The sequence below is a fragment of the Rubripirellula lacrimiformis genome (assembly GCF_007741535.1).
Classification (GTDB): Bacteria; Planctomycetota; Planctomycetia; order Pirellulales; family Pirellulaceae; genus Rubripirellula; species Rubripirellula lacrimiformis.
On sequence record NZ_CP036525.1, the window covers coordinates 4007436 to 4032524 of the forward strand.

A 25089-nucleotide genomic window follows, 5' to 3' on the forward strand; every position below is an offset into this window, starting at 1 on the left:
CAGGCAGCGTTTACTGGGGCGAAAATCGCCAAAGGCCGCGGCGCGAGCAGGTGCATTGTACACCAGATTTCATTTTGGGCAGCTGCAACCAGCGGCGTTCAAACGGCCTGATCGTCGCAAGCCAGCCGTGTGGGGCTACCCAAAAGATACGCCTGGAAGCCAGGTTTGCCACCCCAATGGGGCCCTGGGATCCGTTATCCTCTTGGACTGTTGCTGTCAGGTTCCATCGATCGGGGCGCTTCAGACGGTTATCTATTCTTCCATTCTCGGATCTTCAGGACTCCATTCACATGCATTCTTCTCGACGAGGCTTTCTGAAAGCCACCGCTGCCGCCACGTCCGCCTTGTCCGTCAGCGGGACGGTTTTGGGCCAGGAAAATAGTGAAAAGAAGCTTCGGCTAGGCAGCATCGGCGTGGGTGGCAGCCGAGGTCGGTACAACCGCGGTGGCAGCATCGCCCGTGGAGCCGCCAAGTTTGCCAATATGGTCGCGGTCTGCGATGTGGATGACCTGCACACCGCCGAGTTCAACAAGGATTTCGGTGGGAAGCTGAACGAGTATCGCGACTATCGCGAGATGCTGGAGAAGGAGAATCTAGATGTCGTCACGATCGGCACCCCTGACCACTGGCACGTCCCGATCGCTATTGCGGCTTTGGAAAGCGGCGCCGACGTCTACTGCGAAAAACCGCTGACGTTGACGATCGACGAAGGCAAGAAAATTCGCAAGGTCGTCGAGAAGACAGGCCGAGTGTTTCAGGTCGGAACCCAGCAACGGAGTTCGAAAGATCTATTCCTGACTGCCGTTGCGATGGTGCAAAGCGGACGACTGGGCAACAACGTCAACGCGTACATCGCGATCGGCGGAGCCCCCGGTGATGGTCCCTTCGAATCGACGGCAGCCCCGGACGATCTGGATTGGGACATGTGGGTTGGCCCAGCCCCGGAAGCAGAGTACAGCGAACAACGCCGAAGAATGTTCCGTTGGTACTTTGACTATTCCGGCGGCAAAATGACCGACTGGGGCGCTCACCACATCGACATCGCACAATGGGCGCTGGCACCGGGCGAAGATGGCCCCGTCAAGATCTCGGGGACTGGAAAGTTCCCCGACATCGTGCCGACGGACTTCAATTGGAATGCGTATTTGGATGGCGAAGCTTCGCTGCCGAACGGATACAATACGGCCACCAGCTTTGATATCGATCTGACCTTCGCCAACGGATCGGTGATGAATGTCAATGATCACTACAGACGCGAAGGCGACAACGTTGATTTTCCCAACGGGATTCTGTTCGAAGGCGACAAGGGCCGGATCTTTGTCAATCGCGGAAAGCTGGAAGGTGCACCGGTTTCGAATCTGACCGACGCTGATCGTGCGGAATTGGACGAAGCGATCATCAAGCTGTGCAAAGGCAAGAACCCTGGGAATCACATGAAGAATTTCTTCGAGTGCATCGAGGATCGCGGCCAGCCCATTTCAGACGTCTGGTCGCATCACCGAACGATGACGTCTTGCCACATGTGCAACATCGTTTTGATGCTTGGACGCGACTTGCAATGGGATCCCAAGACCGAGCAGTTTGTCGACGACGAACAAGCCAACGCACTCTTGTCACGCAAGTCGCGTGAAGTTGCGAAGGCTGTTAGCTAGGTCCCCGGCGGGATCGTTCGATCGGGAACCAACGTCGTCTTCGCCGACGCCGTGGACGCCTCAGGACACCGTTTCGGTGTCTTCGCGGCGAGGTATGCGGGCGAACGCCGCTGGCCCCCGTGTTGATCTGGCCGTGACCGAATCGTTGATCCCGAAGGCCATCGGTCCGAACGTTGGCGGTTTAAGTTTCCGTTCTGCCGCGCCACGCGATTTGGCGGCCCATCAAGTGGTTGGCCAGTGCGATCCATTGCAGAGCGACAAACAGGGCGACGGCGGGACCGTGACAGACCACGCCCAACAACGGTTGTCGAAACCGCTTTGCCGCAATCGCGCGTGGTGCGTGCCCCGCCGTGACGGCCATGACGGAAAGAGCGATTGCCCAACTATTCCTCTGTGCGATCGCGAACGCCAGCGTGATCCATGGCAGGACGCTGCCGCCCAACAGCAAGATCGAAAACACACCGATCAACCTTGGGTTTGCGATCCCTTCGATCGCGTTTTTCAGGACACCGCGGACGACTTCCGCCGCGTTGGTGTACATCCGACAGGTGGCGATGGATGTGCCGTCGACAACATCGGTGCTGAGTCCGGCAATCCGAAAGGCGCGTGGCAGTTTCAGGCCATCGTGACGTGACCCGCGGATGGATTGATGGGTGCCTGCCGCCATATAGTCGCTTTGCATCGTCAGGAAACACTGACCGCAACCCGATGCATACGACGGATGTGTACTCTGACGCATTCGGGGCAAGGGCAGGAACCCCAACAGGATGTAGTGCATCAGCGGGATGATCCACTTTTCAAGCCATGTTCCGGTTTCCTGATGTGGAAAGGCGCTGAGCAATGCGACTTTGTTCCGGTCCTGATATTCGATCAATCGGGCCAGTCCATCGGTGGCCAGCCGAACGTCGGCGTCTAGGAACATCAATCTCTGGTAACTCGCAAACTGCGCTAGCTGGAAACACGCATGTTGTTTGCCGTTCCAACCATCGGGCAGCGGTTTCCCCGCAACCAACCGGACGCGATGATCACGCCGGGCCATCGCGTCCACCACCGCAGCGGTGTCGTCCGTCGAATGATCGTCCAACACGATCACTTCGACGTTCACATTTTGGCTTTGAAGGATCGATTCAATACTTCGGGCAATCGATGCCTGTTCGTCTCGGGCTGGAACCAGCACCGAAACCGATGGTGGCTCTGTGTGGAAGGGGGCTGATCGGGCGAGTGCATGGTCGCTCGCCGAGTGGGGAAGCGGTTTTTCGCCGGGGGAACTCGTCGAAAGATTCGCGACGCCGGATTCTAGTTCCGATGCAGCGTTATCGGCGGCATCCCGATGATCGCTAGCAGATCGATCGCCACCGCGATCCATGACGCAAAACAGCGGAAGGTTCGCGATGAACATCAAAGCCGGGATCAGTGAAAGGATGAATCCAACGATTGATAGAGTCAGAATCATTGGAATTGATCCCCGTGCTGAGGACGAAATTCTTTGCCCGTCATTTTGGATCGAACCCAGCGGAACCAATCGTAACTAGCCCCGGCGCCCGCACGTCCGATCAGCAGGTTGTCGAATGGGTCACTGCAGCGTGCGATCGCATCGGCGGCCAGATCGGTTTGCGCCGTGCGAAGTCGGTCGGACAGCATCGTATTCCACTGGGATTTTTCGAGGTTTGGAAAGTCGGCGATGTTGATGGGGACGCCCAAACGAGCCAAGCAAACCGGTAATCGGTCGTCCCAGAAAACGTACTCCAGCGCCAGCGGAAACACCCATCCAGAGTTTCGACGCGAACACAAATGGGCCAGCCCGGGCATCAGTGGTGCGTGGTGGTCACGAACGTCCGCGAAGCGTCCCTCGGGGGTCATCCAAATCGCGGTACCGGGACTTTCCAAGATCGCACGGCTTTGCTTCAGAAAGTCGGACGTTCCTGATACCGAGTTCATTTCAACGCCGTAGAACCCAAGCTTTGCAAAGACTTGATACTGTTGCAGTGCCGACGCATCGATGGGGGCATAGAATTGACGTGTCGGAAACAGATTGCGATTCAAAAAATGCGCGACCAACGGATCCCACCATGACGGATGGTTTCCGTAGACCAGCAACGGTTCATCGTCGCGAAGCCCGGACTGGTCTAGCGTGTGGCGGTCGATTCCGACGGCATGAAAATGACGCCGAAGGAATGGCTTTAGGAATCGGTGGAATCCATCCTGGAACCACTTTTGAATTTTCGGGACGGCGCAGGCATTCGCGTTCGACTTTTCGTCAGCGTCGCGAGAACTTGGATCGGGCATTTGATAGGTTTCCGCAGCCTAAAACAACGTCGGCGCGCCAACGCGACGGTGGATGCGATTGCAGACCTGCGGATCGATTCGCAAGCACTTCGCAAATTCACGCAGGTATTGTGCTTCTAGATTCGTGTCCAGATGCATTGCCATCAGCGATACTTGATAGACCTCGTATTCCATTCCGTTTGGCAGTGCGTGAATGAACGCGTGCACGTCGTGGCGTCTGCCAAATTCACGACGAAGGAACTGCAATTCGTCCTGGTCCAATGGTTGCAACTGCTGCAGAATGCGTTCCTGCTCGGCCGCGTCAATTTTCCCGTCCGCCTGCGACGCCATCACCATCGCCTCGATCAGAATCTCGGCGCGCCGATCGTAACCAAGTCCGCTGTGATGATCTTGGTGGATGTCGTGACGTGGACGTGGGGCGCCGCGAACGACGCGTTGACCTGGTTCGGGCCTGTACCCGCCGCGGCCATAGCCAGCGTTATCGGAATGACGTACCCATCGCTGTGCCTGGCTGGGCAACTGTCCGCCACCATGATGATGACGACCGATCGAATCACGCACCATGTGTTCCAGCGGCTGGTGATGTTGATCGGCAAAACGTTGATCACCATCATGATGATCAGGGCGATCGTGATGCGGGTGGCGATCGTGATGATCATTTGCGTCTGCAATCCCGCTTAGGATCTGTCCGAGCACAGCGCCATTGCCGCCCGTTCGGGATGCTCGTTGGCTAAGGAGACTGCCCAAAACTTTCACTGCATCCATCGTCCGCTCCGGTGTGTCAGGTGCTGCATTCCTGTCGCGAAGAAACGCATCCGCAGGCAAAGCATCCCAGACAGTCTAGCCCAGCGGGCAATCCCCTTCATCTACCACAATGCACCGATCGCTAATTGCGGCTTGGAAAAAGGCAACCGATCAACGGGTCGATGGACTGGAGCCGGATTTGATGGCGGCAAGGTCCAACCGCCAAGCGGACGCTGTGGAACTGAGCCCATCCCAGCATCAGGATTGGGCAGGCGAAGAGGTCACTTCTAGTCGGTTTCGAATTTGGAGTCCGTTGGCGTGAGGTCGGACCGCCTCGGTTGCCAACTGCTTCATATAAAACGAACCGACGATGCCCTCCAAACTTAACTTATCGCCATCCACTTTCACACGAACCATACTCAGTTCACGTACCCCGGTCTTGCGAAGAGCTCCGGAACACTGGACGTCTCGCCCGGTGGACGCATCAAAATCATCGAGTGGAATCATCAAACTGTGCCGCTAGTGAAGTTCAAACTCGCACGATCCATCCACAGGTTGCCAAAATCGACTTGCAGTGTGAACGACGCGATGACAGGAGACCGTCAATGCCAATCGGGGTAAAACCATTTTCACGACAATCGTGCGTTGCTGGCAATAGTGATTTCTGGTCGCAACGGCCGCTGGTCGTCTTCCCCCGAAGCTTGGCAAACAACATGAAACCCAACTGCGAATAGCATGCCGTCGCGGAAAAGTTTCCTTTGGCAAGTTGGTTAGACGACCCATTGATTTCGCCCGTCAAGTTGGCCCAGCGCAGGATCGGGGCGGCACGCGGTTGAATTGAAACCTTTCCAGCTGAATGATCCGACTTGCCATCCTGGGATCACTGACAACACCTCGCTATACCGCTGACGAGGATGCGAAAGAAACATCGAATGCCAACCCAGGATTCCCCAGTGCTTTCCGAAAAGGGGATCGGGATTTGCGACCCTTCGAAAAGAACCGCAGGATTGCGTGCGTACCGACGAATTGGCGCGGTGTGGAAACCGAAGTTTCCTTCTGGTGGGGGATGCAGAAGCTATCGTGCGAACCGGACCGAAATGGAAAATTGCACGCAGATTTTAAAAAAGAATCTGACAGGCTTTCCGCATTCAGTGGGCAGAAGTCAGCTTGCTCGGATCTTCGCTATCCATCGCAAGGTTCAAAGCGGCGATCGTTTCAGGCGACGGTTTGAAACTACCTGGCCGTTTGCCGCTTGCGATCATCACTGGTGTCCAACCGTATTGATTCTTTTGGTTCCAAACGGACGATTTCGCACCAAGCGATGATAGTTTGGCGACCACCAACGGGTAGTTGCGATAGGCGGCGCCATGCATGGCAGTTTCGCCATTTTTGTCGACGTGGTTCACGTCCAGACCTAGCTGGACCATTCGGTCGATGACGGCCAGCACCTCCGATTCCGTTCCGGCTTCCTCGCCAACGGCCACCACACCGATGCCTGCTGCGGCCATCAACGGGTTGCAATCGTCGACGTTGTTGATCGTTGGTGAAGCGCCCAATCGCAGTAGCGTCTCAATCAGCGGCAGGTCAGCCGTCTTGGCTGCCAATAGGAATGGCGTGGCACCCTTGCGGTTCAGCTTTGCTCGACCACTCGGGCCACGTTTTAGAGTTGCGTTGACATCGGCACCGGCAGCAACGATTCTTTCGACAAATTGCAGGCTGTTCACACTGCCCGAACCGCGTGGGGCGGGATCCCCTTCGACATTGTCGCCGCGGTCGGTTTTGCGAACCCAAGTGACTGCATGCAGGGGAGTGTAGCCGCTGCTTTGGTCATTGGGATTGGCGCCGTTTTGGACCAACCACAGTGCGAGTTCGAAGTGTCCGCTCTCCACGGCCAACATCAACGCGGTCATCCCTTTGCGTGGGTTTCGACCGGATGTGTTGGACGGTGCCATCGTTTGATTCACGTCTGCGCCGGCATCGACCAATCGTTGGCAAGTTTGCAGATGGCCTTCACGTGCGGCGAACAACATTGCGGTGAAATCCTGATTGGTCTTCGTTTTCCAATCGGCATCACGGTGCAGCAATGCATCGACCGCGGCGGTGTTTCCTTCGGCCGCCGCCCACATCAGGGCCGTCTGCCCTCGACGCTCGGTCGCGTCCACATCGGCCCCGGCCTGAATCAGTAATTCGACGCAGCGAGGATCTCCCGTTCGGGCGGCAGTCATCAGGGGTGTTTGCCCGCCAGCGATGGATCGATTGGGATCGGCACCGGCGGCCAACAGTTGTTCGACCAACGGATGACTGCCCAACTGGCACGCGAGCAACAGTGGCGTGACACCATACAAATTGGCGGCCGATGGATCCGCACCTTGTTGGATCAGCCGGGCAACGTCGGCCACGGACTGTTGCTGGACCGCGCGATGCAGTTCGGTCCAGGCAACGTTTTCGGCGTGACCTGGATGGCCCAAACACAGCAACAGCACCACTGTGGCGATGGCAAAGATTCGATTCATCGGACGTGTCAGGTTGGTTGGACGGAAGACGGCTGCGGTTACAGATTGACCGGGTCAAAGAGTTCGTCGACCGTGCCATCGCTATCCGCGAATGATTCCAACGGCACACCAACTTTGTTCAACAAGGTTAGATGCAGGTTGGCCAGCGGAGTCGGCGAATCGTAGCGGATGTGTCGGCCGCCTCGCATGTTGCCGGCCGCACCGCCAGCGACCAAGATTGGCAAATTGGTGTGGTCGTGTGCATCCGAATCACCCATGCCGCTGCCGTACAGGTACAGCGTGTGGTCCAACAGCGATCCTCCCGCTTCGGGCGTGTTGGCAAGGTTTTGCAGGAACTCTGCAAACAATGACACATGGAACTGATTGACCTTGGCGATCTTGGCCAGTTTTTCGGGGGCGTTGCCATGGTGGGTGATCGGATGGTGCGGATCGGGTACGCCGATTTCGGGATAGGTGCGTGTGCTCGCCTCGCGTGCCAATTGGAACGAAACGACTCGCGTGATATCACCTTGGAACGCCAACAGTTGAAGATCGAACATCAGTCGTGCGTGATCGGCATACTGGGCAGGCACACCGACCGGGCGGTCCAGATCTGGCAACGGGTTGTCCTTGGCGGTCGCTTCGGCGCGTTGGATCCGTCGTTCGACTTCGCGGATGCTTTCCAGGTAGCCATCGATCTTGTTGCGATCCGAAGGCCCAACGCGTTTCTTGAGCCGCTTGATCTCGTCGGTCACCGAGTCCAGAAGACTGGCGCGTTTGCGAAGGGCCTCGCGGCGCTGCTCGGGTGTGCCCCCGTCACCAAACAGGGTTTCAAAGACGATCCGTGGATGGGCTTCGCTGGGCAACGGGGTGGTCGGGGATGACCACGACAGATTGTTCTGATAGACGCAAGCGTAGCCGTTGTCGCATTGCCCGACGGTGGACAGCAGATCCATCGACAATTCCAACGACGGTAACTGTGTCTTGGTCCCAATGTGTTTTGCCGCGATCTGGTCGACGGTGGTGCCCAAACGATAGTCGGTGCTTTCCGTCCGCTTGGCTCGTGCAGCACTTAGAAACGCCGAATTGGATGTCGCGTGAGAACCGGGATAGGCGTTCTGCAAGTCCATCCCGGTCAGAACGGACAACTGATGCTTGACCGGTTCCAGTGGGGAAAGCGACGGAGATAGCGATTCCAGCGTATCGCCCTCTGGGATCCACTCGGCCGGGTTGAAGCCCATCGGGATATAGATGTATCCGATCCGTCGAAGCGATGCCGCTGCGGCCGGCGTCGCCGCGGTCGCCTTCATCGACGGGATCATCGCGTCCAGCAATGGCAACGCAAAGGCCGCCGAGGTACCGCGTAAAACCGTCCGCCGCGAAAGGGCTTTTTGTGGAATCAGCATCAAGGAAACCTTTTCGAGATTGGGCTCGGTCGATTGGTCGGGCGAATCGCGATTGCGGACTGAATGTTCAAGCGCATCGGCGCTAGCGATGCAGCACTTGTCACGGCGATACTGCGTTGCCGTCGGTTGATTGGGTCGATCGATGAGTGAACGGCTGGCTGGTCACGATCGATGTCACCAATGCGGCGAATCGGAAGTCTGACTTGGCAGCAGATTGCACGATGTCGCGAATCGCGGGGCCATCGTCGGGTTCGATCCCACGGCCTAGGCCGAAGGTCATCAACTTCTCTGCCATCGTGGTGACGAATAGTTCTGGACGCTGCAGTATACCCCGCTGTAGGGATTCAATTCCATCGATATTTTGGCCATCTGGCATCGTGCCCGCCGAATCGATGGGCAGCTCGCCGTCATAAAGTCGCCATCTGCCCACCGCATCGAAGTTTTCGAGTGCGAAACCGACGGGATCCATCAAGTCGTGGCAACTGGCACACGCCGGATCGGCGCGATGCATCGCCAGTCGCTGCCGCACGCTGGTCGCCAATAGCGTCGACTTTTCTTTTAGATTGGGAATCCCGGGCGGTGGCGGTGGCGGCGGTGTACCAAGGATGTTTTTCAGAACCCAATGACCGCGAATGGTCGGTGAAGTACGTGTGGCGTAGGAGGTGACGGTCAGGATGCTGCCGTGGCGGAGGATACCGCCGCGAACGCTGGACGCGGGCAAATCGACACGACGAAAGTGGCTGCCGAACACGCCACTGATCCCGTAATGCTTTGCCAGCCGCTGATTCAGATACGTGTAGTTCGCACCGATCAAATCCAGCACGCTGCGGTTGTTCTGAACCATGTCACGAAACAGCGACTCCGTTTCGCCACGAAATGCTTGCCGCAAATTGTCGTCAAAGTCGGGGAATAGTCGCAGGTCAGGCGTGATCGAATCCAGATTTCGAAGATACAACCACTGGGCGGCAAAGTTTGTCGTCAACGATTCACTGCGATCGTCAGCCAACATCCGCTGGACTTCGGCGGCCAGGATCGCCGGTTCGTGCAGGCGGTCGGTGTGCGCCAGTTCCAGCAATCGGTCGTCCGGAAGACTGCTCCATAGAAAGAACGAAAGGCGAGACGCCAGTTCGATGTCGCTGATTCGATATGACGCCGCGTCGGCGATCCCTTCGGGTTCGGATTCGATGCGGAACAGGAAGTTTGGGTTGACCAAGATCGAAGTCAACGCCGCTTCGATCCCTGCGTCAAAACCGTTCTCCCGATCGCCTTCGGTAAAGAACCATATCGCGGATCGAGTGTCGTCGTCGTTCACTGGACGTCGAAATGCGATCCGCGCGATGTCTTGGATGATCGGCTTCGCGATCGCCGCATGTTGGCCTGCATCGTCACCGGGCGACGGTCGAGTGGTTTGCCAGGCGGGGCGATCGGTATGAGCGGTGGCGGCGTTTGAATCGTTGCCCCGCCGATCGGCAGATGATTCTGGTGTAGGTTCCAACGGACCAATCAAAGACACCTGGAAGATTGCAGGTTCGTTTCGTGGATGCCGGTGCCGGTTGTAGCTGGCGTCGAAAGGTTGTCGCTTGGTTTGGGCCAGCGATGCACCTTTGCTGGGGAACGTGACGCCTAGCCGATGGTTCCCGGCGGATACTTTGATTCGCGTTCGCAGGTGAGAGTCGACATGGGTAAAGTCTTTTCGTCCGGGCGGTGGTTTGACGGTGAACTGATGAACTCGATCGTCGTCCAGCAAAATGTCGATCTGATGCGGTTCGGATAGCCCTTCGACCTTCTCGTCGCGGTCGCGCGTCAATTTCAGTTCGATCTCGTACTCGCCATCGGCCGAAAAGTGATGTTCGAACACCGTTCCACCCCGCGTCCCCAATGGAAGTCCATCGACGTGCGACGACTGAGTCCGATCGGCGGGAACACGAACGGTCAACCCAATCGGTCCGGTTTCGCTGCGTCCGACTGCAGCACGCGCGATCGACTGTGCCGCCGATACGTATCGGCTGAGCAACATCGGGGAGAGTTCGCCGACGGTGATGTTGTCGAATCCATGGCTGGATTCATCCGGCGGCAACATCGATGCGGCGTCGATGGGAATTCCCAATAGGTCGCGGATCGCATTGCCGTACTCCGTCCGCGTCAGTCGGCGCAGTGCATCGGTGCGACCGGGCCTGGGGAACGCCGCGATCCGGCGCTGCAGCATCCGGTCCAACTGTTCGACCATCGATTGGTATTCGGAATCACTAGGCCGGGAAGCGTCGATCGGCGGCATCTGACGACTTGTAACGCGTCGCAAAATCGATTCCCAAACTCGACTATCGAAATCTGGGCCCGTCAGCGACCGAGACGAGAAGTCAAAGTCTTCCAAATTCAGTCCGGCTGCCGGCGCGCCCGAGGTGTGACAGTCCAAACAGTACTGTTCAACGAAGCGATGCGTCTGGGTAGCCATCGGTTCGAAATCGTTTGCATCGATCGCCAGTCTTTCGGCTGGTGAATTCGATGGGGCCACTGCGCGATCAGAATCGGATGTTGGGGCGTCCGCGGTGGCGGGAATCCACGGCGAAATCGCAAAAGCAACAGCCAGGGCAATGACCGTCGGAAATCCCGGGTTCGCGTGACGCATCAGCAGCTAGCTCGATCGAGTGCCATAGAACAGAAACCGTGGCAAGCATTCTAACGCACGCGAAGGCGCCCCGTCATCGATTTGCGATCGAATCGGCGAATCAGAGGCCAGCGTATTGAAGGCGGCGGGTGCCAGAGTCGCGGGCGTCCAGATCACTGATCTCGGGCGATTGGCAATCGATCGCGACGCACGTCGCATCTATTCGGCGAAACGCCCTAGAACCTGTTCGTAGGCGACTTCCATCTCGTCGGTCGACAGGATATTGACCGACAGGTCTTTCAGCAGACCGTCGGTGATCGCATAGATCCAACCGTGAACGCCAAGCGTCTGTCCGCGTCGCCAGGCGTCGCGAACGATAGTCGTGCGACAGACATTCATCACTTGTTCGATGACGTTCAGTTCGCACAAATGATCGACTCGTTCACGCGGACATTCGATCGCGTCCAGACGTGGTCGATGCATGGTGGCAACGTCCTGAATGTTGCGAAGCCAGTTTTCGATCAACCCAAGCTCTTTATGAAACATCGCGGCACCCACACCACCACATCCGTAGTGACCGCAGACGATGATGTGTTCCACTTGCAGCACTTCGACCGCGTACTGCATGACGGCCAAACAATTCAGGTCCGTATGCACGACCAAGTTGGCGACGTTGCGATGGACGAACAGGTCGCCAGGGTCTAGTCCGACGACTTGGTTGGCTGGCACACGGCTATCGGAGCAGCCGATCCACAAGTACTTGGGACGCTGATTCTGCGACAGCCGTTCGAAGAAAGTCGGATCGGCCTCCACAATCTTTTCGGCCCATTGCCGATTGCGGATGAAAAGGTCATTCAGCAGGTGCATCGGATACGGCCTCACGATCTTCGAAGCGTGAACGGACTAGGCGATTGTACCTATCCAGTATGGTGGACGCGGTCTGCTGTCGCTACCAAAGCGGATCGGCCGATGGTGATCAGCCGTCTTGTTTGCGGACGTCGATGCCGTTGGTCAGCGTCGTCGTTCCCGCGGTGGTACGAGCAATCGCAAACGCAATCGCTCGTTCCGCATCCGTTTTGACGTGGCCAACCAACCGTGGGCCTTTTTCTTCGATCTGACACTGCACATCGGGCAGATCATTGCGACGCAATGCGGCCGTGATCTTCTCGCAAAGTTGCTCAGACGATGAGTTGTCGGCAGCGCTGGTAGGCGTCACCGGAGCGGCCGCCGCTTGACTAGGCGCCGCTTCGGCTGGGGCCTGTTGGTCGGCCGGAAAAGAAGGTTCGTTGGTTTCGGACATGAACTCGATATCAATTGGGGGGGATCTTAGAAAAAGGCGTGCCCGCCAGCGAACGACTGAATCAAGGGGGAAGTGATCTCGGCAAATTAATCGCCGGTTCCCTCACCTCAGTCCGTCACCAATTTGTGAACCGAAAAGCATCATCGTCGCCAATGACATTCTTCGGCCCGAAAGTCTAACCCTTGATTCGAGACTTACGACCGCCGGTTTACCGCTATCAAAAAGTTTTATCCATTCTTTGAATGCATTCACTACTCACAAGCCATCTGTTCGGAACGCTTGTGCGCTAAGCTGCGGTTGATCCGAAAAATAAGATCCCCGCCACAGAGGGCCGCAGTGGTTAGCCTACCGCAATCCAGGGGGGACATCATCTGTTTTCTTCCACAAGTCCGCGCAGCACGGGACATGCGCCCACCGATGGGACCGAAATACGCCGACCTTCGTCGTGATGTTGGATCGGTAGGTGGAGCTTCCCATCGTCGGTGTCGATCCATCGAAGATATCGATCTATAGGGGGGGCTGCCGCGTCCGTGTCGTGATGTTGCCAGTCGGCGAATCGCGGAACCATTGACGAGTTTGTCTTTTGAGTGAGCCGAGACCCGTGAGCGCCCGGGAATTCTTCGTGCACTGATGGCCAGCGGCCCACCAAATCTGTTGAAAGTTCGATTCCATCAACAGGCCGTTGATGGAAACTGCTTTACCGCGTTCGGAAATGGAATCCTCTGGGAATCAACGGCTTCCCAGCGGGCTGATTTTGGACAGGCCAGCGGATCGATCGAATGGGGCTGGACCATCCAATCCGGCCGCGACGAGACCGTGGATCACTCAATTCGATGGGAAAGAATCCCGATTAGCGGGCTGACGCGGGCCCAAGGACCGATTTTGGACGCCTTGCTTGGTGTCGTTTCATCGTGCACCTTCCCTGCTTTGCATGATTTCCTAGAATCATGCCCTACCCGTCATCAGCACTTTGACACCTTTCTTTGGTTCGGACCCCCTATGCCCCGCTACAATCCCGCCGAAATCGAACCTCGTTGGCAAGCTTTCTGGGAATCGGACCGTACTTTCCAGACGCCCAAGTTGCCGGTCGCTGGTGAAGATGGATCGGTCCGCAAACGTTACATCTTGGACATGTTCCCCTATCCCAGCGGCGATGGGCTGCACGTGGGACACCCCGAGGGGTACACCGCGACCGATATCACCGCTCGATTTTGGCGTGCTCGCGGCGAAAGCGTTTTGCACCCGATGGGGTTTGATGCGTTCGGATTGCCAGCCGAGGAACACGCGATCAAGACAGGGGAACACCCTCGCATCCAGACACAGCGGAATATCGACAACTTCACTCGCCAGCTAAAAATGCTGGGATTCAGCTACGACTGGGATCGAGTGCTGGCGACCACGGACGAGTCCTATTTTCGCTGGACTCAGTTCATCTTCCTGGAACTTTACGACACCTGGTTCGACGTCGAACAGCAAAAAGGGCGGCCGATCGCAGAGTTGCCGATTCCGCAGGACATCGCCGCCCAAGGTGATGCGGCGGTCGCTGCCTACCAAGACGAACGTCGCTTGGCGTACCAAGATGACGCGTTGGTGAACTGGTGTCCCAAACTAGGGACCGTGCTCGCGAACGAGGAAGTTCAAGACGGCAAAAGCGAAGTCGGTGGGCACCCGGTCAAGCGGATTCCGCTGCGGCAATGGATGTTGCGGATCACTTCGTATGCGGAACGCTTGCTAGAAGGTCTGGACGAACTCGACTGGCCGCTGGGCATCAAGAAGCTGCAACAGGATTGGATTGGCCGAAGCACCGGTGCGGAAGTCGACTTTGTTGCTGGTGATCACAAGCTACGTGTTTACACGACACGCCCCGACACGCTGTTCGGTGCCACCTACATGGTGATCGCCCCGGAACATCCGATGGCCGAAGTGTTGACGACTGCCGACCAAAAAAGTGCGGTCGCCGCGTACTGTGAAAAAGCATCCTTCAAGAGTGACCGAGAACGTACCGAGGGCGACAAAGTCAAAACCGGCGTGTTCACCGGAAGCCACGCGGTGAATCCCGTCACCGGCAAACCGGTCCCGATCTGGATCGCCGATTATGTCTTGGCCGGTTACGGGACCGGCGCGATCATGGCAGTTCCGGCGCATGACGTCCGCGACTTCGAATTCGCCAAGCAATTTGATCTGCCGATCATCCAAGTCGTTGACCCGCCAAAGAAGGACCCCGACTACGAAGCCTACACGACAGGCAAAAAGTGTTTCGCTGGTCATGGTGTCGCAATCAACAGCGGCCCTTACGACGGAATGAAAACGTCCGAAGTCAAACACGCGATCACCGAGTGGTTGGCCCAGCACGATGCGGGACATGAAGCCGTCAATTACAAGCTTCGCGATTGGTTGTTCAGCCGCCAACGATTTTGGGGAGAACCGTTCCCAATCCTGCACGAAGTCGATGCCGATGGAAATCCGACGGGCATCAAACGTGGCGTCCCCGTGGACCAGCTTCCCGTCCGGCTGCCGGATCTGGAAGACTTCAAGCCACACGGACGCCCGGAACCGCCGTTGGCGAAGGCCGATGACGATTGGTTGTACGTGAACATCGATGGCAAGCGGTATCGCCGCGAAACCAACACGATGCCCCAGTGGGCTGGATCTTGCTGGTACTACCTGCGGTACATTGACAATCAAAACGACAAGGCGTTGATCGACCCGGCGAAAGAGAAAGCTTGGATGCCCGTCGACCTATACGTCGGTGGTGCCGAGCACGCGGTGCTGCACCTGTTGTATTCGCGGTTCTGGCACAAGGTGCTGTTCGATCGCGGCCACGTCACCACGACCGAACCGTTTGGGAAACTGGTCAACCAAGGCATGATCTTGGGCGAAGTCGAATACACCGGCTATGAAACCGAATCGGGAACCCCCGTTTCGGCCAGCGATGTGAAACGAGACGTGGACGGAAACTTTGTCACCAAGACGGGCGACCCAGTGACGGCAAAGTCATTGACCGAAGACGAAGTTGACAAAAAGGGCGACGGGTTTGTGCTGCGTGCCGATCCGAAGCTGCGTATCGACAGCCGGGCTCACAAGATGTCCAAGAGCCGCGGCAACGTCGTCAATCCGGACGTGATCGTCCGCGAGTTTGGCGCCGATTCGCTTCGTCTGTACGAAATGTTCATGGGACCTCTGGAAGCTACCAAGCCCTGGGCGATGACCGGGGTCGGTGGCGTCAAGAACTTCTTGGACCGCGTTTGGCGAATGGTCGTGGACCAGGATTCGGACGACGACATTCTTAGCCCGACGTTGACCGGCGATGCCTGTGATGAAGACCAGAATCGGATGCTGCACGCGACGATTAAAAAGGTCACCGAAGACACAGAGAACATGCAGTTCAATACTGCGATCGCCAGAATGATGGAGTTCACCAACTTCTTCACGCGAAGCGAAAAGCGACCGGTCCAGGCGATCAAGACTTTCTTGATTCTGTTGGCCCCATACGCGCCGCACCTCTGCGAAGAACTGCACCGACGGCTTGGTGGTGAAGGATCGATTACCAAGGAAGCTTGGCCCACCTGGGATGAAGCCGCATTGGTCGAAACCAGCATCGAAGTGCCTGTCCAGATCAACGGGAAGATCAAAACCAAGATCAACATTGCTCCGGACGCCTCCAAAGAAGCCCTCGCCGAACTGGCGCTTTCCGATCCGAAGGTCAAAGAACTGATCGAAGGCAAGACGATCGTCAAACAGATCATCGTTCCCGGTCGATTGGTCAACTTGGTCATCAAGTAACCGATCCGGCGCGGTCCGCTGCGGGCGATCCCCTTTTGCTCGCCTAACACTTCCAACGAACTTCACTTACCCCCAAAACTCTATGTCCATCGGTATCGGAATTGTCGGCGTCGGCATGATCGCCAACTTTCACGCTCGCGCGATCGCAGACGCGACCGGCGCCCACCTGGTCGGCGCCACCAGTCGGCGACCCGAGCCCACCGCTGAATTTGCGAAACAGCATCAGTGCAAAGCTTTCGATTCGCTCGAAGCGATGTTGGCGGATCCCGAAGTCCAAGCGGTGGCGATCTGTTCGCCCAGCGGCGCACACCTGGATCCGGCCGTTGCTGCGGCCAAGGCCGGCAAACACGTGATCGTTGAAAAGCCGCTCGAGATCACGACCGAGCGTTGTGACCAGATCATCCAAGCCTGTGATGATGCCGGCGTTCGTTTGGCCGTCACCTTCCAAAGCCGTTTTCACGAGTCCAGCCGGCTGATGAAAGAAGCCGTCGAAGCCGGTCGTTTCGGAAAGATCACGATGGGCGATGCCTACGTGAAATGGTTCCGCAGTCAAGAGTATTACGATAGCGGTGCGTGGCGCGGGACTTGGAATCTGGACGGCGGCGGCGCGCTGATGAACCAAGCGATCCATTCGGTGGACCTGTTGCTGTGGTTGATGGGGCCCGTGGTCGAGATCAGTGCGATGACGGCCACCTTGACTCACGAACGAATCGAAGTGGAAGACGTTGCCGTGGCGACTCTGAAGTTTGCAAACGGTGCTCTGGGGGTGATCGAAGCCACAACGACGGCCTACCCGGGATCCTTGAAGCGAATCGAGATCAGCGGTAGCCATGGAACCGCGATTTTGGAAGAAGAAGACATCAAGCAGTGGCAGTTCGCCGAAGAAACCGACGAAGACGATTCGGTTCGCCAGCGAATGGCGGGCAAGACGGAAACCGGCGGCGGTGCTGCTGACCCGTCCGCGATCGGGCACCACGGACACACGATGCTATTCGAAGAAGTGATCGCGTCGATCAACGAGAACCGTCCATCGATTCTCGATGGCCACGAAGGCCGCCGCAGCGTCGAGGTGATCTGCGGCATTTATGAGAGTGCTAAAACGGGTCAAATCGTTCGTCTGTCCTAATTGGGCGAGACGACCTGAGCCACGGCAGTGCGGGGATCGCTCGCCTGCCTTGGTTCACCAAAGAACAAACCGGTTCGCTTCCGTGACATGTTGTCTTCGGATCACATGGATCGCTCGCGATCCGGTTGGTGGACACCGGTGAGGGCGGCCGGGGTTTGCCCCGATTTTACTTTTTGGCCACCAGACTGACGCCTGCGATCGCGATGCCCATGCCGGCTAGGTGTTGCAACGATGTGGGTTCGCCCAAGACTGCGATCGCCAAACCCATCGTCAGTACCGGGCCAACGGATCCGATTACCGTCGTCCGAGTGGCGCCGATCCGCACGATCGCTTCGTTGATCATGAAGCTCGGCAACACGGTGCATACGAACGCCAACACGGCGCCATAGACGTAGATGATCGGTGCCGCGCCGATTGCATCGCTGACCTGATGCGTGAGAGCGAAATGGACGCCGACAAAAAACGTCGATCCGATCATCGCAAGACTCGTGAATTCGCGGCTTCCAATCCGCTGCATCGTCGGTTTGGCGAACAGGATGTATAGCGAATAGCTGAGCGCGGCGCCGATCACCAACAGCACTCCCTTGGGCACATTCTGGCCGCCATCCAACGATCGCTCTTGGCCGTACATCAGATACACGCCGAGATAACAGAACACGATTGCGGCGATGATTCGGCGGTCGATCATCTCGCCCAAAAACAACCATGCCAAAATGGCCACCATGGCTGGATACGTGAACAGCGTCAGACGTTCCATTTGCGCTGAAATGTATTCGAGGCCCGACAAGTCCAGGTACGATGCAAGGTAGTACCCTAGAAATCCGAGCATCAGCGAACGCAGAAGGTCTGTGCGGCTGATGGGCGGGCAATCGGACTTCCGTCTCAGCAGAATCAGCACGACCACATAGAACGGGAACGCCAACACCATCCGCACGGTCAACAACAGCGTCGCATCCGCCCCGGCGGCGAATGCCAGTTTGATAAAGATCGATTTCAGCGCGAATAGAAAGGTGCCGGCGATCGCCAACGTGACTCCGGAACGAAAACGATCATCAGCGGCCTGCCGAATTCCGATATCGATGTCGGGTTCGATTGCAGGTTGGGGCAAACGTTCGTCAATGGGTTTGTCCAAGCGGCACGACACGGGATGGAGGAGCGATGGTGGTGATGCATGGGGGACGCACCGGCGGTCGGCTAGGTTCGCATACCATCGTCGGTGTTGCCACCAGCCGGCGAAACCGCCGCCCCGGCCAACTTCGGTTGGACGAAATCTTTCTTCGCTACCAACGTCCCTGTGGCGTTGCGATCTGGACTAAAATCGTCCAAGCCGCCGCTAGCGGTTGGTTGATTGAGTTAGCCGCAGCCCTGCCAGCGACTCACCCCTGGTGAAAGCTCGACAGGATGAACCGTCGGCTGGCAGCGAAGTGGCTAACAACGAACTGGCTAGCAGCCCCGCCGATCCCCTTCCCCGATCTCATTGACCAATCGAGACCCACCGATGATTCCAACGCGCCGCCTTCTGATCCTGTTTTCTATTTTGGTTTTGGTCGGTGCACGAGGTGGTGTGGAGGTTCGGGCCCAAGATGGCGCCGGCAAAGGTGCGAAGCAAGCGACGGAGTACACCACGGAAACGGACCTGTTGTATCGAACTGGCGATGACCTTTCCGAGGCGGCCAAGCAGAGATGTCGGTTGGACGTCTACCGTCCGACGAACGTCGAAGGCTATGCGACGGTCGTGTGGTTTCACGGCGGCGGGCTGACCGGCGGCAGCAAGTCGATCCCCAGTGAACTGAAACGCCAAGGGATCGCGGTGGTCGCCGCCAACTACCGCTTGAATCCGTCGGTTCAATCGCCGACTTACGTCGAGGATGCGGCCGCGGCGGTGGCATGGACGATCAAGAACATTCAGTCGCGAGGCGGATCACGGGAGCGGGTTTTTGTCGCCGGCCACTCCGCCGGCGGATACCTGACCAGCATGGTTGGTCTGGACCGCAGCTACCTGGCCGCTCACGACCTCAACGCGGACGACATCGCCGGACTGATCCCGTACAGCGGTCACACCATCACCCACTTCACCGTTCGCAAAGAACAGGGGATTGGTGGCAAGCAACCGATCATCGACAAGATGGCACCCCTGTACCACGTACGCCCTGACGCTCCACCGATCTTGCTGATCACCGGCGATCGTGAACTGGAGATGCTAGGTCGCTACGAAGAGAATGCCTACTTTTGGCGAATGTTGAAGGTCGCCGGTGACGAAGACGTCGAACTGTTCGAACTCGATGGCTATGACCACGGACAAATGGCAAAGCCCGCCCACCCATTGATGATCAAGTTCATTCGCAACATCGTCAACACAGGTTCGTAACCAAGCAGACGGCCCCACCGGTTTGCGTTTCAATCTCGGAACAGTCAAAGTCACCAAGCGGCGATTCAGTTCAAACTGAAGGGCGGTGGGAATCGTTCGTCTTTGGCGGTTTGGGTTTCGAACGATTGTTCTTCGCTGGACACCGAGTGCAGTTGAACGGCGCCGCTTTTCAGCAGTTCGATCAGTTGCGCGGCCCGCTGATCGACATCCGGCTGAGCCAATAGTTTCAGTTTGGCTTCGACCATGAACGGCAGCGTGTAAGAAATGATGTCCGTGATCGGCCCCAGGCCCATCTGGCCAGCCATCAATTCGTGCAGATTCTTCTGCACACTGGCGCTGGCGGGGATGATGTCGGCAAAGGCGGCTAGCAGGTCGCGTTTCAGATTCAATCGATCTTCGGCGCCGTGGGGCGGATACACGTCTTGGTCGACGTCGACTTCGGCGATGCGAAACGATCTTGGTGCGTCGTGTTCGCGGACAATCCTGGCTCGCTGGGTACCGATCAATAGAACGTTGTGTCGATCATCGCCCAGATCGGCATGCGATACGATTTTGCCGATGCACACCGTCGACGCGATCGGGGGGCAGTCGCCGGGCATGGTCGCGACTCCACCGGTCAACGTCGCCATCGCGATCAGCCGGTCGGTCGCAAGCGACTCACTGAGCATGTCGATATAGCGAGGCTCGAAAATGTGCAGCGGTTGCATGGCGTGCGGGAACAGCACCAACTCGGGCAACGGAAACAGACGCACCTGACCATCAAAGTCGTCGGGCAACTTCGTTACATCGTTCAGGTCGTCCATCCACTTATCCCACTAGCTCAGATACTTGCGAAGCCAACCGTGGTCGGCCTTGGAAAGTTCAATTGCAAACGCGTGACGCCATTTCGAACTCGGATCAATCGTTGTTGGAAAACGACATCAAGATTCGCAGCACGTACCAGAACAACAGCACGACCGAGGCGAATAGAGCCAGCGATGCAGCAACGTATTGGCTGGTGTTGTAGTGATGCATGATGTTCGATGTGTCGTACAGGATGTACCCGCAAGCCATCGCCACCATCAACGCGCTGAACCAAAGTCCCAGCGAAAATCCGAACATGATTCCCGCGAAGATGGCTCCGATCGCAACCAAACCGCCCAACGCCAGGAATTTGCCCCAGCTGGCCAAATCGACTCCCGTGATGAACACAAAAGCGGTCAAACCGATGAACACGACCGCCGTGATCGCCGCTGCCATGATCGGCAGGTTGGGTTCGCCCATCACGCGGATGCAGATGTAAAGCATCGGCAACAAAATCACCGCCTCCGCCACGACATACAGGCCAAGCCCGGCGTACTGGATCGCTTTGGACGCGCTGCTGTTGGCCCAACTTCGAGCCAACCAGCTGACACCCATGAACAGACCAAGAACGATCATCCAGCCCCAGCCGCCCAACATCCGACCGACCAATGATTCCATGGTCTGAGCGGGCACGACGGCAAATAGAACCGCTTCGATCCCGATCAACGCCAAAATGGCGCCAGTCATGTGAGCGTACGTGCGACGGATGAATCCCAAACGTTCGTTTTCGGCGGCGAAAGCGGCCGGGGTGCCCATCGATGACAGAGCGTAGGGATTGGGGCTGTCGGCGTGCATCTGTGTCTTGTCCTGGATAATGATGTATTTCAGTTAGCTGCTGACCATCGGCCGGCGCTAAGGGGGGCTACTTGATCACGAAAGATCCGTCGGCGGCGAACCGATGGAGTCGACGCTGCGGAAGTTCTACCCGCTAAGTGGATTGGCAAAAAAACTTCCCAGTGGTCACATCCGCACGCGCCGAAACGCGTGCATTGAAAATCTACCTCGGCGAAACCCGTTGGTCGTCTGGATTTGCTGGTTGGTAAGATTTTCCGGTCGCACCGGCACCGCGGGTCACCTTCTTACTATAAGCGGGGTTGTCATCCGGTGGGGAGAGTAAATGATTGACGCTGCCCCGGTGATGCCAGAGAATGTTAAGATTGAGGGAGCCTTTTGTGATCGGCCGGTTGCCAGTACTGTGAAGGGCGCCGTTTCGCAGCAGGGGTTCATGGCACGTATCGCACCGTCGTAAGGCTGATGTCGTTGCTTGGGACGTACCCGCCCCTCGTGCATCCCGTTTCCTGTCCGCTCCACGCTCGGCTTAGCAAACATGCTTCTTTCAGGTGATGAGATTCGGCGGCGTCAGGGTGACAAACTGCGTATCGATCCTTTCGAGGAATCGCGGCTAAACCCCAATAGTTACAACCTTTCGCTTCATCACGAGGTGTTGGTTTACGAAGAGGTGGTGCTAGATGCGGCATCGCCCAATCGGTATCGGCGGATCGAGATTCCCGCCGACGGGCTAACGCTGCAGCCGAACCAACTGTACCTGGGCCGGACCGTCGAATACACCGAAACGCACGACGTGGTCCCCATGATCCAGGGACGAAGTTCGCTCGGTCGATTGGGACTATTCGTGAATCCCGGCGGCAGCCTTGGCGATGCGGGCTATTGCGGTACCTGGACCCTGGAAATGCACTGCGTTCAACCGGTCCGGATCTATCCAGGAATGGAAGTCTGCCAGATCTATTACTGGGGGATGGAAGGCACCTGCCAGGGATACGACAGCGAAAAGTACCAGAACAGCCGCGATATCAAGCCGAGTCAGATGTTTCGCGAACTCGGCGCCGAAGGTAGCGACCAACAGCTGGAACTGAAGTTCGATGAACTGCTGCATGGTGCTCGCTAAGTCATCTGCTGGCAAAAGTGATTGCTGGCCCGAACACTGCATCACGGATGCGATGGTCGGGGGGATGCATTTCCGGTCACGCACCGCTACGCCTTAGGCTTAGGCAAAGTGCTGAGGATTTCCTCGATGGCGGCTGCGTAAATGGGGGGGGAAACCTCGCCTGAACCGCGCCACCTTGGCGGATGAACCACAGTCCACGGAGATTGGCCGCAGTGCTCGGGGGGGGGCTGATCCGGACGCCTCCTTGCCGCAGAATCCGACCAGACGGCGCAATCGGTCTGGCACAGCAAGTTCCGGGCATCCAAAATTCGGCTGTGGGCGTCGTTGTCTCGATTCAGGAAGTAGCTTGGACGTCGATCGGATGCATCGTTCCCGATTTTCTTTTGTCCTCAATCGTAGCGTCAGCCTTGACTCCATCATCGCAGTCTACCGAAGCAACGCCCGCTGGACCGGCTTCCACGGTTCCTTCGGTCGATTCCCTGATTCGGGATCGCGTGGCTGCGATTGCTGACCAATCGGTCGATCGTGACGACTTCCATCGGCGGATGGCGGGCGAGCTGTTGGAACATTTCCGCGGCGGGTTGATTGCCGTACTGGCGAATCATCTGCCAGGGCCGATGCTGATGGTGGCGGACGAACAGCTGGCAAAACGGATATCGCACCAAGATTTATCGGATCGCCTGCAAACCGCGGCCGTCGCTCCGGTCGCCTGCAACGTTGGTTTGGTACCATCACCGACCGATGCAACGGCCGGCGCGACTTCGGTGACGGCACCCGCTGGATCGCCGCTGGATTCGATGGCTCGCGGGCTTCGAATCGAGATCAGTCCCGAACCGGCCCGTGCCGCGTGGTTGCTGATGTATCCTTACCAAAGTTGCCCGCCCGCGGTGACTCAGGTCGAAGATCTTCGCGAATTGAAATGTTACGGCGACGCCGCACGCCAGATCATCCCACGATTTCCCGAACCTAGATCGTCTGATGCGGCGACCGACGGTGCGCCCCAACCGTCCCGCGTTCACCCTGGGATGACGGAACAAACGTTGGCGACGGCCCAGGATCCAGCGATGGCGATGAACCGTTCGCTTGGGCTGTTTCATCGTGACTTGAACCTCAACGCAACCTGCTATCGGATTGCAAACGAATCCAGACGCCTGCTGAAGTGCGACCGTACGACAGTCTTAATCGCTCGCGGTCGTCGATTTCGAGTCGCCGCAGTCAGCGGTGTGGCAGTGGTCGATCAGCGCGGCAACGCGGTCACTCGCGTCGAACAGATGGTCGATACAGCGGTGGTCATGTCACGTCCACTGATCGTGCCAAGCAGCGACCCATTGCCACCGCAAATCCAAACGCCGCTGGACGATTACTTCGACGAAACGGGGGTGACATCCGCGATCATTCTGCCGCTGCACAGCCCCACCGAACCTGGGGAAGACGTCGACGAATCGACCCACTTTGATCCATTCATTGGTGATGGACCGTGCATCGGCGTTTTGGTGTTGGAATACTTTACCGGGCAGGTCCCAAGCACGATCGAATCAGGGATGTCGGTGGTCGGGGTCGAAGCGACGTTGGCCCTTCGGAATTCGTTGGAACACCACAGCGTGTTCGGGTTACGTCTTTGGAAATCCATCGGTGGACTGTTGGGCGGACGCAGGCTCCCGTGGGTGATGTTGGCGTCTCTGGTTGGCGTTTGCCTGCTGATCGCGGCGATGGTCATCAAAGTCGACCATCACGTGATCGCCAACGGATCGGCCGAGCCGACCCTGCGACGTGATGTGTTTGCCAGTATCGATGGGATCGTCAAAAAATTACACGTTCGGGATGGGCAGTCGGTCAAGGCCGGCGACGTCCTGTTTGAACTCGAGAACGCGGAACTGGACAGCCGGGCCGAGTCGTTGACGGGTGAACTGGAAACGGCGCTTTCTCGCTTAGCTTCGATTCAGGCTGTACGACTTGGTTCGCAAGCGGACCCTGCCCAATCTGGTCGGCTTGCCATCGAACTTCGGCAAGTCGAAGGCGAACTGGCGGGGCTTCGTGGACAGCAAACGATCCTGGATACCCAGCGTCAAGCGTTGATCATCACCAGCCCGATCGATGGAACCGTGGTGGGTTGGCAATTGGAACAGCGGTTGACCAACCGTCCAGTTAGTCGCGGGAATTCGTTGGCGTCGGTTGTTGATCCCAGCGGTCCTTGGTCGTTGAAATTGAACATTCCTGATCGCGATGTGGGCGACGTGATCGAAGCCGCCCAAACAGACCCCAACCTGTCGATCCAGTTCGCGGTGGCAACATTGCCGGAAGCATCGTACCTGGCAAAACTGGACCACTTGGCGACGGCGTCTCGTCTGAACAAGGAAGGCCAGCATGTGGTGGATGCGGACGCGGTCGTCGTCGTGCATCCTAACGACGTCGAAAACTACGATGCGTTTGATATCGATTCGATGCGCAGCGGTGCGGACGTGACCGCCAAGATCGCGTGTGGCCGGCGAACGGCATTGCGCAGTTGGTTCGGTGACGTGTTTGACTTTGTGCAACGAAACATCCTGTTCTACGTCAACTGATCGGTTGCCCGAAACCA

The 25089-nt window shown here is 57.5% G+C and carries 19 protein-coding genes; 7 read left to right on the forward strand and 12 right to left on the reverse strand.

The window, feature by feature from the left end:
- The first annotated feature begins 290 nt into the window (after positions 1-290).
- Complete coding sequence (locus K227x_RS14020; RefSeq protein ID WP_145170351.1) at positions 291-1652, forward strand: Gfo/Idh/MocA family protein; 1362 nt, start codon at positions 291-293, stop codon at positions 1650-1652.
- Between the two features lie 181 nt (positions 1653-1833).
- Here K227x_RS14020 and K227x_RS14025 read toward each other — a convergent pair whose 3' ends face one another.
- The 9 genes from K227x_RS14025 to K227x_RS14065 all read right to left on the reverse strand — a co-directional run bounded on the left by K227x_RS14025 (position 1834) and on the right by K227x_RS14065 (position 12485).
- Entirely contained in the window at positions 1834-3105 is a 1272-nt protein-coding gene (locus K227x_RS14025; protein WP_246146796.1) for a glycosyltransferase family 2 protein, read from the reverse strand.
- Positions 3102-3938 carry a lysophospholipid acyltransferase family protein gene (locus tag K227x_RS14030; RefSeq protein ID WP_145170352.1) on the reverse strand — a complete coding sequence of 279 codons (837 nt, stop codon included), beginning with the start codon at positions 3936-3938 and terminating at the stop codon, positions 3102-3104. Before K227x_RS14030 ends, K227x_RS14025 begins: the two co-directional genes overlap by 4 nt.
- 18 nt (positions 3939-3956) lie before the next feature.
- The gene (locus K227x_RS14035) at positions 3957-4703 is read right to left on the reverse strand and encodes a DUF533 domain-containing protein (RefSeq protein WP_145170354.1); all 747 of its coding nucleotides are present in this window, start codon (positions 4701-4703) and stop codon (positions 3957-3959) included.
- 237 nt (positions 4704-4940) lie between these two features.
- A complete protein-coding gene (locus K227x_RS14040; RefSeq protein ID WP_145170356.1) occupies positions 4941-5189 on the reverse strand; it encodes a BON domain-containing protein in 249 nt (82 codons plus the stop codon).
- 641 nt (positions 5190-5830) lie between these two features.
- The gene (locus tag K227x_RS14045; protein ID WP_145170358.1) at positions 5831-7195 is read right to left on the reverse strand and encodes an ankyrin repeat domain-containing protein; all 1365 of its coding nucleotides are present in this window, start codon (positions 7193-7195) and stop codon (positions 5831-5833) included.
- A gap of 38 nt (positions 7196-7233) precedes the next feature.
- Entirely contained in the window at positions 7234-8580 is a 1347-nt protein-coding gene (locus K227x_RS14050; RefSeq protein WP_145170360.1) for a DUF1552 domain-containing protein, read from the reverse strand.
- 100 nt (positions 8581-8680) lie between these two features.
- The gene (locus K227x_RS14055; protein WP_246146797.1) at positions 8681-11206 is read right to left on the reverse strand and encodes a DUF1592 domain-containing protein; all 2526 of its coding nucleotides are present in this window, start codon (positions 11204-11206) and stop codon (positions 8681-8683) included.
- 198 nt (positions 11207-11404) lie between these two features.
- Complete coding sequence (can, locus tag K227x_RS14060; protein ID WP_145170364.1) at positions 11405-12052, reverse strand: carbonate dehydratase; 648 nt, start codon at positions 12050-12052, stop codon at positions 11405-11407.
- Positions 12053-12161: 109 nt separating this feature from the next.
- Positions 12162-12485, reverse strand: a complete 324-nt coding sequence (locus tag K227x_RS14065; RefSeq protein ID WP_145170366.1) for a hypothetical protein — start codon at positions 12483-12485, stop codon at positions 12162-12164.
- Positions 12486-13484: 999 nt separating this feature from the next.
- On the opposite strand from K227x_RS14065, the gene leuS reads away from it, so the two are divergent.
- Entirely contained in the window at positions 13485-16268 is a 2784-nt protein-coding gene (gene leuS / locus K227x_RS14070; RefSeq protein ID WP_145170368.1) for a leucine--tRNA ligase, read from the forward strand.
- A gap of 82 nt (positions 16269-16350) precedes the next feature.
- Complete coding sequence (locus K227x_RS14075) at positions 16351-17394, forward strand: Gfo/Idh/MocA family protein (protein ID WP_145170370.1); 1044 nt, start codon at positions 16351-16353, stop codon at positions 17392-17394.
- Between the two features lie 166 nt (positions 17395-17560).
- On the opposite strand, the gene K227x_RS14080 is transcribed toward K227x_RS14075, so the two are convergent.
- Positions 17561-18487 (reverse strand): DMT family transporter, encoded by a 927-nt coding sequence (locus K227x_RS14080; RefSeq protein WP_145177873.1) that lies wholly within the window; start codon positions 18485-18487, stop codon positions 17561-17563.
- A gap of 65 nt (positions 18488-18552) precedes the next feature.
- Here K227x_RS14080 and K227x_RS14085 point away from each other — a divergent pair, with 65 nt between their 5' ends.
- Together K227x_RS14085 and K227x_RS14090 are read left to right on the forward strand one after the other, a co-directional pair.
- Positions 18553-18783: a hypothetical protein gene (locus K227x_RS14085; RefSeq protein ID WP_145170372.1), complete on the forward strand. Its 231-nt coding sequence runs from the start codon at positions 18553-18555 to the stop codon at positions 18781-18783.
- 109 nt (positions 18784-18892) lie between these two features.
- Positions 18893-19762, forward strand: a complete 870-nt coding sequence (locus tag K227x_RS14090; protein ID WP_145170374.1) for an alpha/beta hydrolase — start codon at positions 18893-18895, stop codon at positions 19760-19762.
- 65 nt (positions 19763-19827) lie between these two features.
- Here K227x_RS14090 and K227x_RS14095 read toward each other — a convergent pair whose 3' ends face one another.
- Together K227x_RS14095 and K227x_RS14100 are read right to left on the reverse strand one after the other, a co-directional pair.
- The gene (locus K227x_RS14095) at positions 19828-20565 is read right to left on the reverse strand and encodes an LON peptidase substrate-binding domain-containing protein (RefSeq protein WP_145170376.1); all 738 of its coding nucleotides are present in this window, start codon (positions 20563-20565) and stop codon (positions 19828-19830) included.
- 94 nt (positions 20566-20659) lie between these two features.
- Positions 20660-21400 (reverse strand): Bax inhibitor-1/YccA family protein, encoded by a 741-nt coding sequence (locus K227x_RS14100; protein WP_145170378.1) that lies wholly within the window; start codon positions 21398-21400, stop codon positions 20660-20662.
- 532 nt (positions 21401-21932) lie between these two features.
- Between K227x_RS14100 and dcd the strand changes: the two genes are divergently transcribed.
- Both dcd and K227x_RS14110 read left to right on the forward strand, forming a co-directional pair.
- Positions 21933-22511, forward strand: coding sequence for a dCTP deaminase (gene dcd, locus K227x_RS14105; RefSeq protein WP_145170380.1), 579 nt, complete (start codon positions 21933-21935; stop codon positions 22509-22511).
- Between the two features lie 407 nt (positions 22512-22918).
- On the forward strand, positions 22919-25072 hold the full coding sequence (locus K227x_RS14110; RefSeq protein ID WP_218934003.1) for an efflux RND transporter periplasmic adaptor subunit: 2154 nt from the start codon (positions 22919-22921) through the stop codon (positions 25070-25072).
- The last annotated feature ends 17 nt before the right edge of the window (positions 25073-25089 follow it).

Excerpts from the sequence above, each read along its gene's own strand:
- K227x_RS14020 (WP_145170351.1), top strand. The coding sequence starts at position 291 with ATGCATTCTTCTCGACGAGGCTTTCTGAAAGCCACCGCTGCCGCCACG.
- K227x_RS14025 (WP_246146796.1), bottom strand. The coding sequence starts at position 3,105 with ATGATTCTGACTCTATCAATCGTTGGATTCATCCTTTCACTGATCCCG.
- K227x_RS14030 (WP_145170352.1), bottom strand. The coding sequence starts at position 3,938 with ATGCCCGATCCAAGTTCTCGCGACGCTGACGAAAAGTCGAACGCGAAT.
- K227x_RS14035 (WP_145170354.1), bottom strand. The coding sequence starts at position 4,703 with ATGGATGCAGTGAAAGTTTTGGGCAGTCTCCTTAGCCAACGAGCATCC.
- K227x_RS14040 (WP_145170356.1), bottom strand. The coding sequence starts at position 5,189 with ATGATTCCACTCGATGATTTTGATGCGTCCACCGGGCGAGACGTCCAG.
- K227x_RS14045 (WP_145170358.1), bottom strand. The coding sequence starts at position 7,195 with ATGAATCGAATCTTTGCCATCGCCACAGTGGTGCTGTTGCTGTGTTTG.
- K227x_RS14050 (WP_145170360.1), bottom strand. The coding sequence starts at position 8,580 with ATGCTGATTCCACAAAAAGCCCTTTCGCGGCGGACGGTTTTACGCGGT.
- K227x_RS14055 (WP_246146797.1), bottom strand. The coding sequence starts at position 11,206 with ATGCGTCACGCGAACCCGGGATTTCCGACGGTCATTGCCCTGGCTGTT.
- can (WP_145170364.1), bottom strand. The coding sequence starts at position 12,052 with ATGCACCTGCTGAATGACCTTTTCATCCGCAATCGGCAATGGGCCGAA.
- K227x_RS14065 (WP_145170366.1), bottom strand. The coding sequence starts at position 12,485 with ATGTCCGAAACCAACGAACCTTCTTTTCCGGCCGACCAACAGGCCCCA.
- leuS (WP_145170368.1), top strand. The coding sequence starts at position 13,485 with ATGCCCCGCTACAATCCCGCCGAAATCGAACCTCGTTGGCAAGCTTTC.
- K227x_RS14075 (WP_145170370.1), top strand. The coding sequence starts at position 16,351 with ATGTCCATCGGTATCGGAATTGTCGGCGTCGGCATGATCGCCAACTTT.
- K227x_RS14085 (WP_145170372.1), top strand. The coding sequence starts at position 18,553 with ATGGTGGTGATGCATGGGGGACGCACCGGCGGTCGGCTAGGTTCGCAT.
- K227x_RS14090 (WP_145170374.1), top strand. The coding sequence starts at position 18,893 with ATGATTCCAACGCGCCGCCTTCTGATCCTGTTTTCTATTTTGGTTTTG.
- K227x_RS14095 (WP_145170376.1), bottom strand. The coding sequence starts at position 20,565 with ATGGACGACCTGAACGATGTAACGAAGTTGCCCGACGACTTTGATGGT.
- K227x_RS14100 (WP_145170378.1), bottom strand. The coding sequence starts at position 21,400 with ATGCACGCCGACAGCCCCAATCCCTACGCTCTGTCATCGATGGGCACC.
- dcd (WP_145170380.1), top strand. The coding sequence starts at position 21,933 with ATGCTTCTTTCAGGTGATGAGATTCGGCGGCGTCAGGGTGACAAACTG.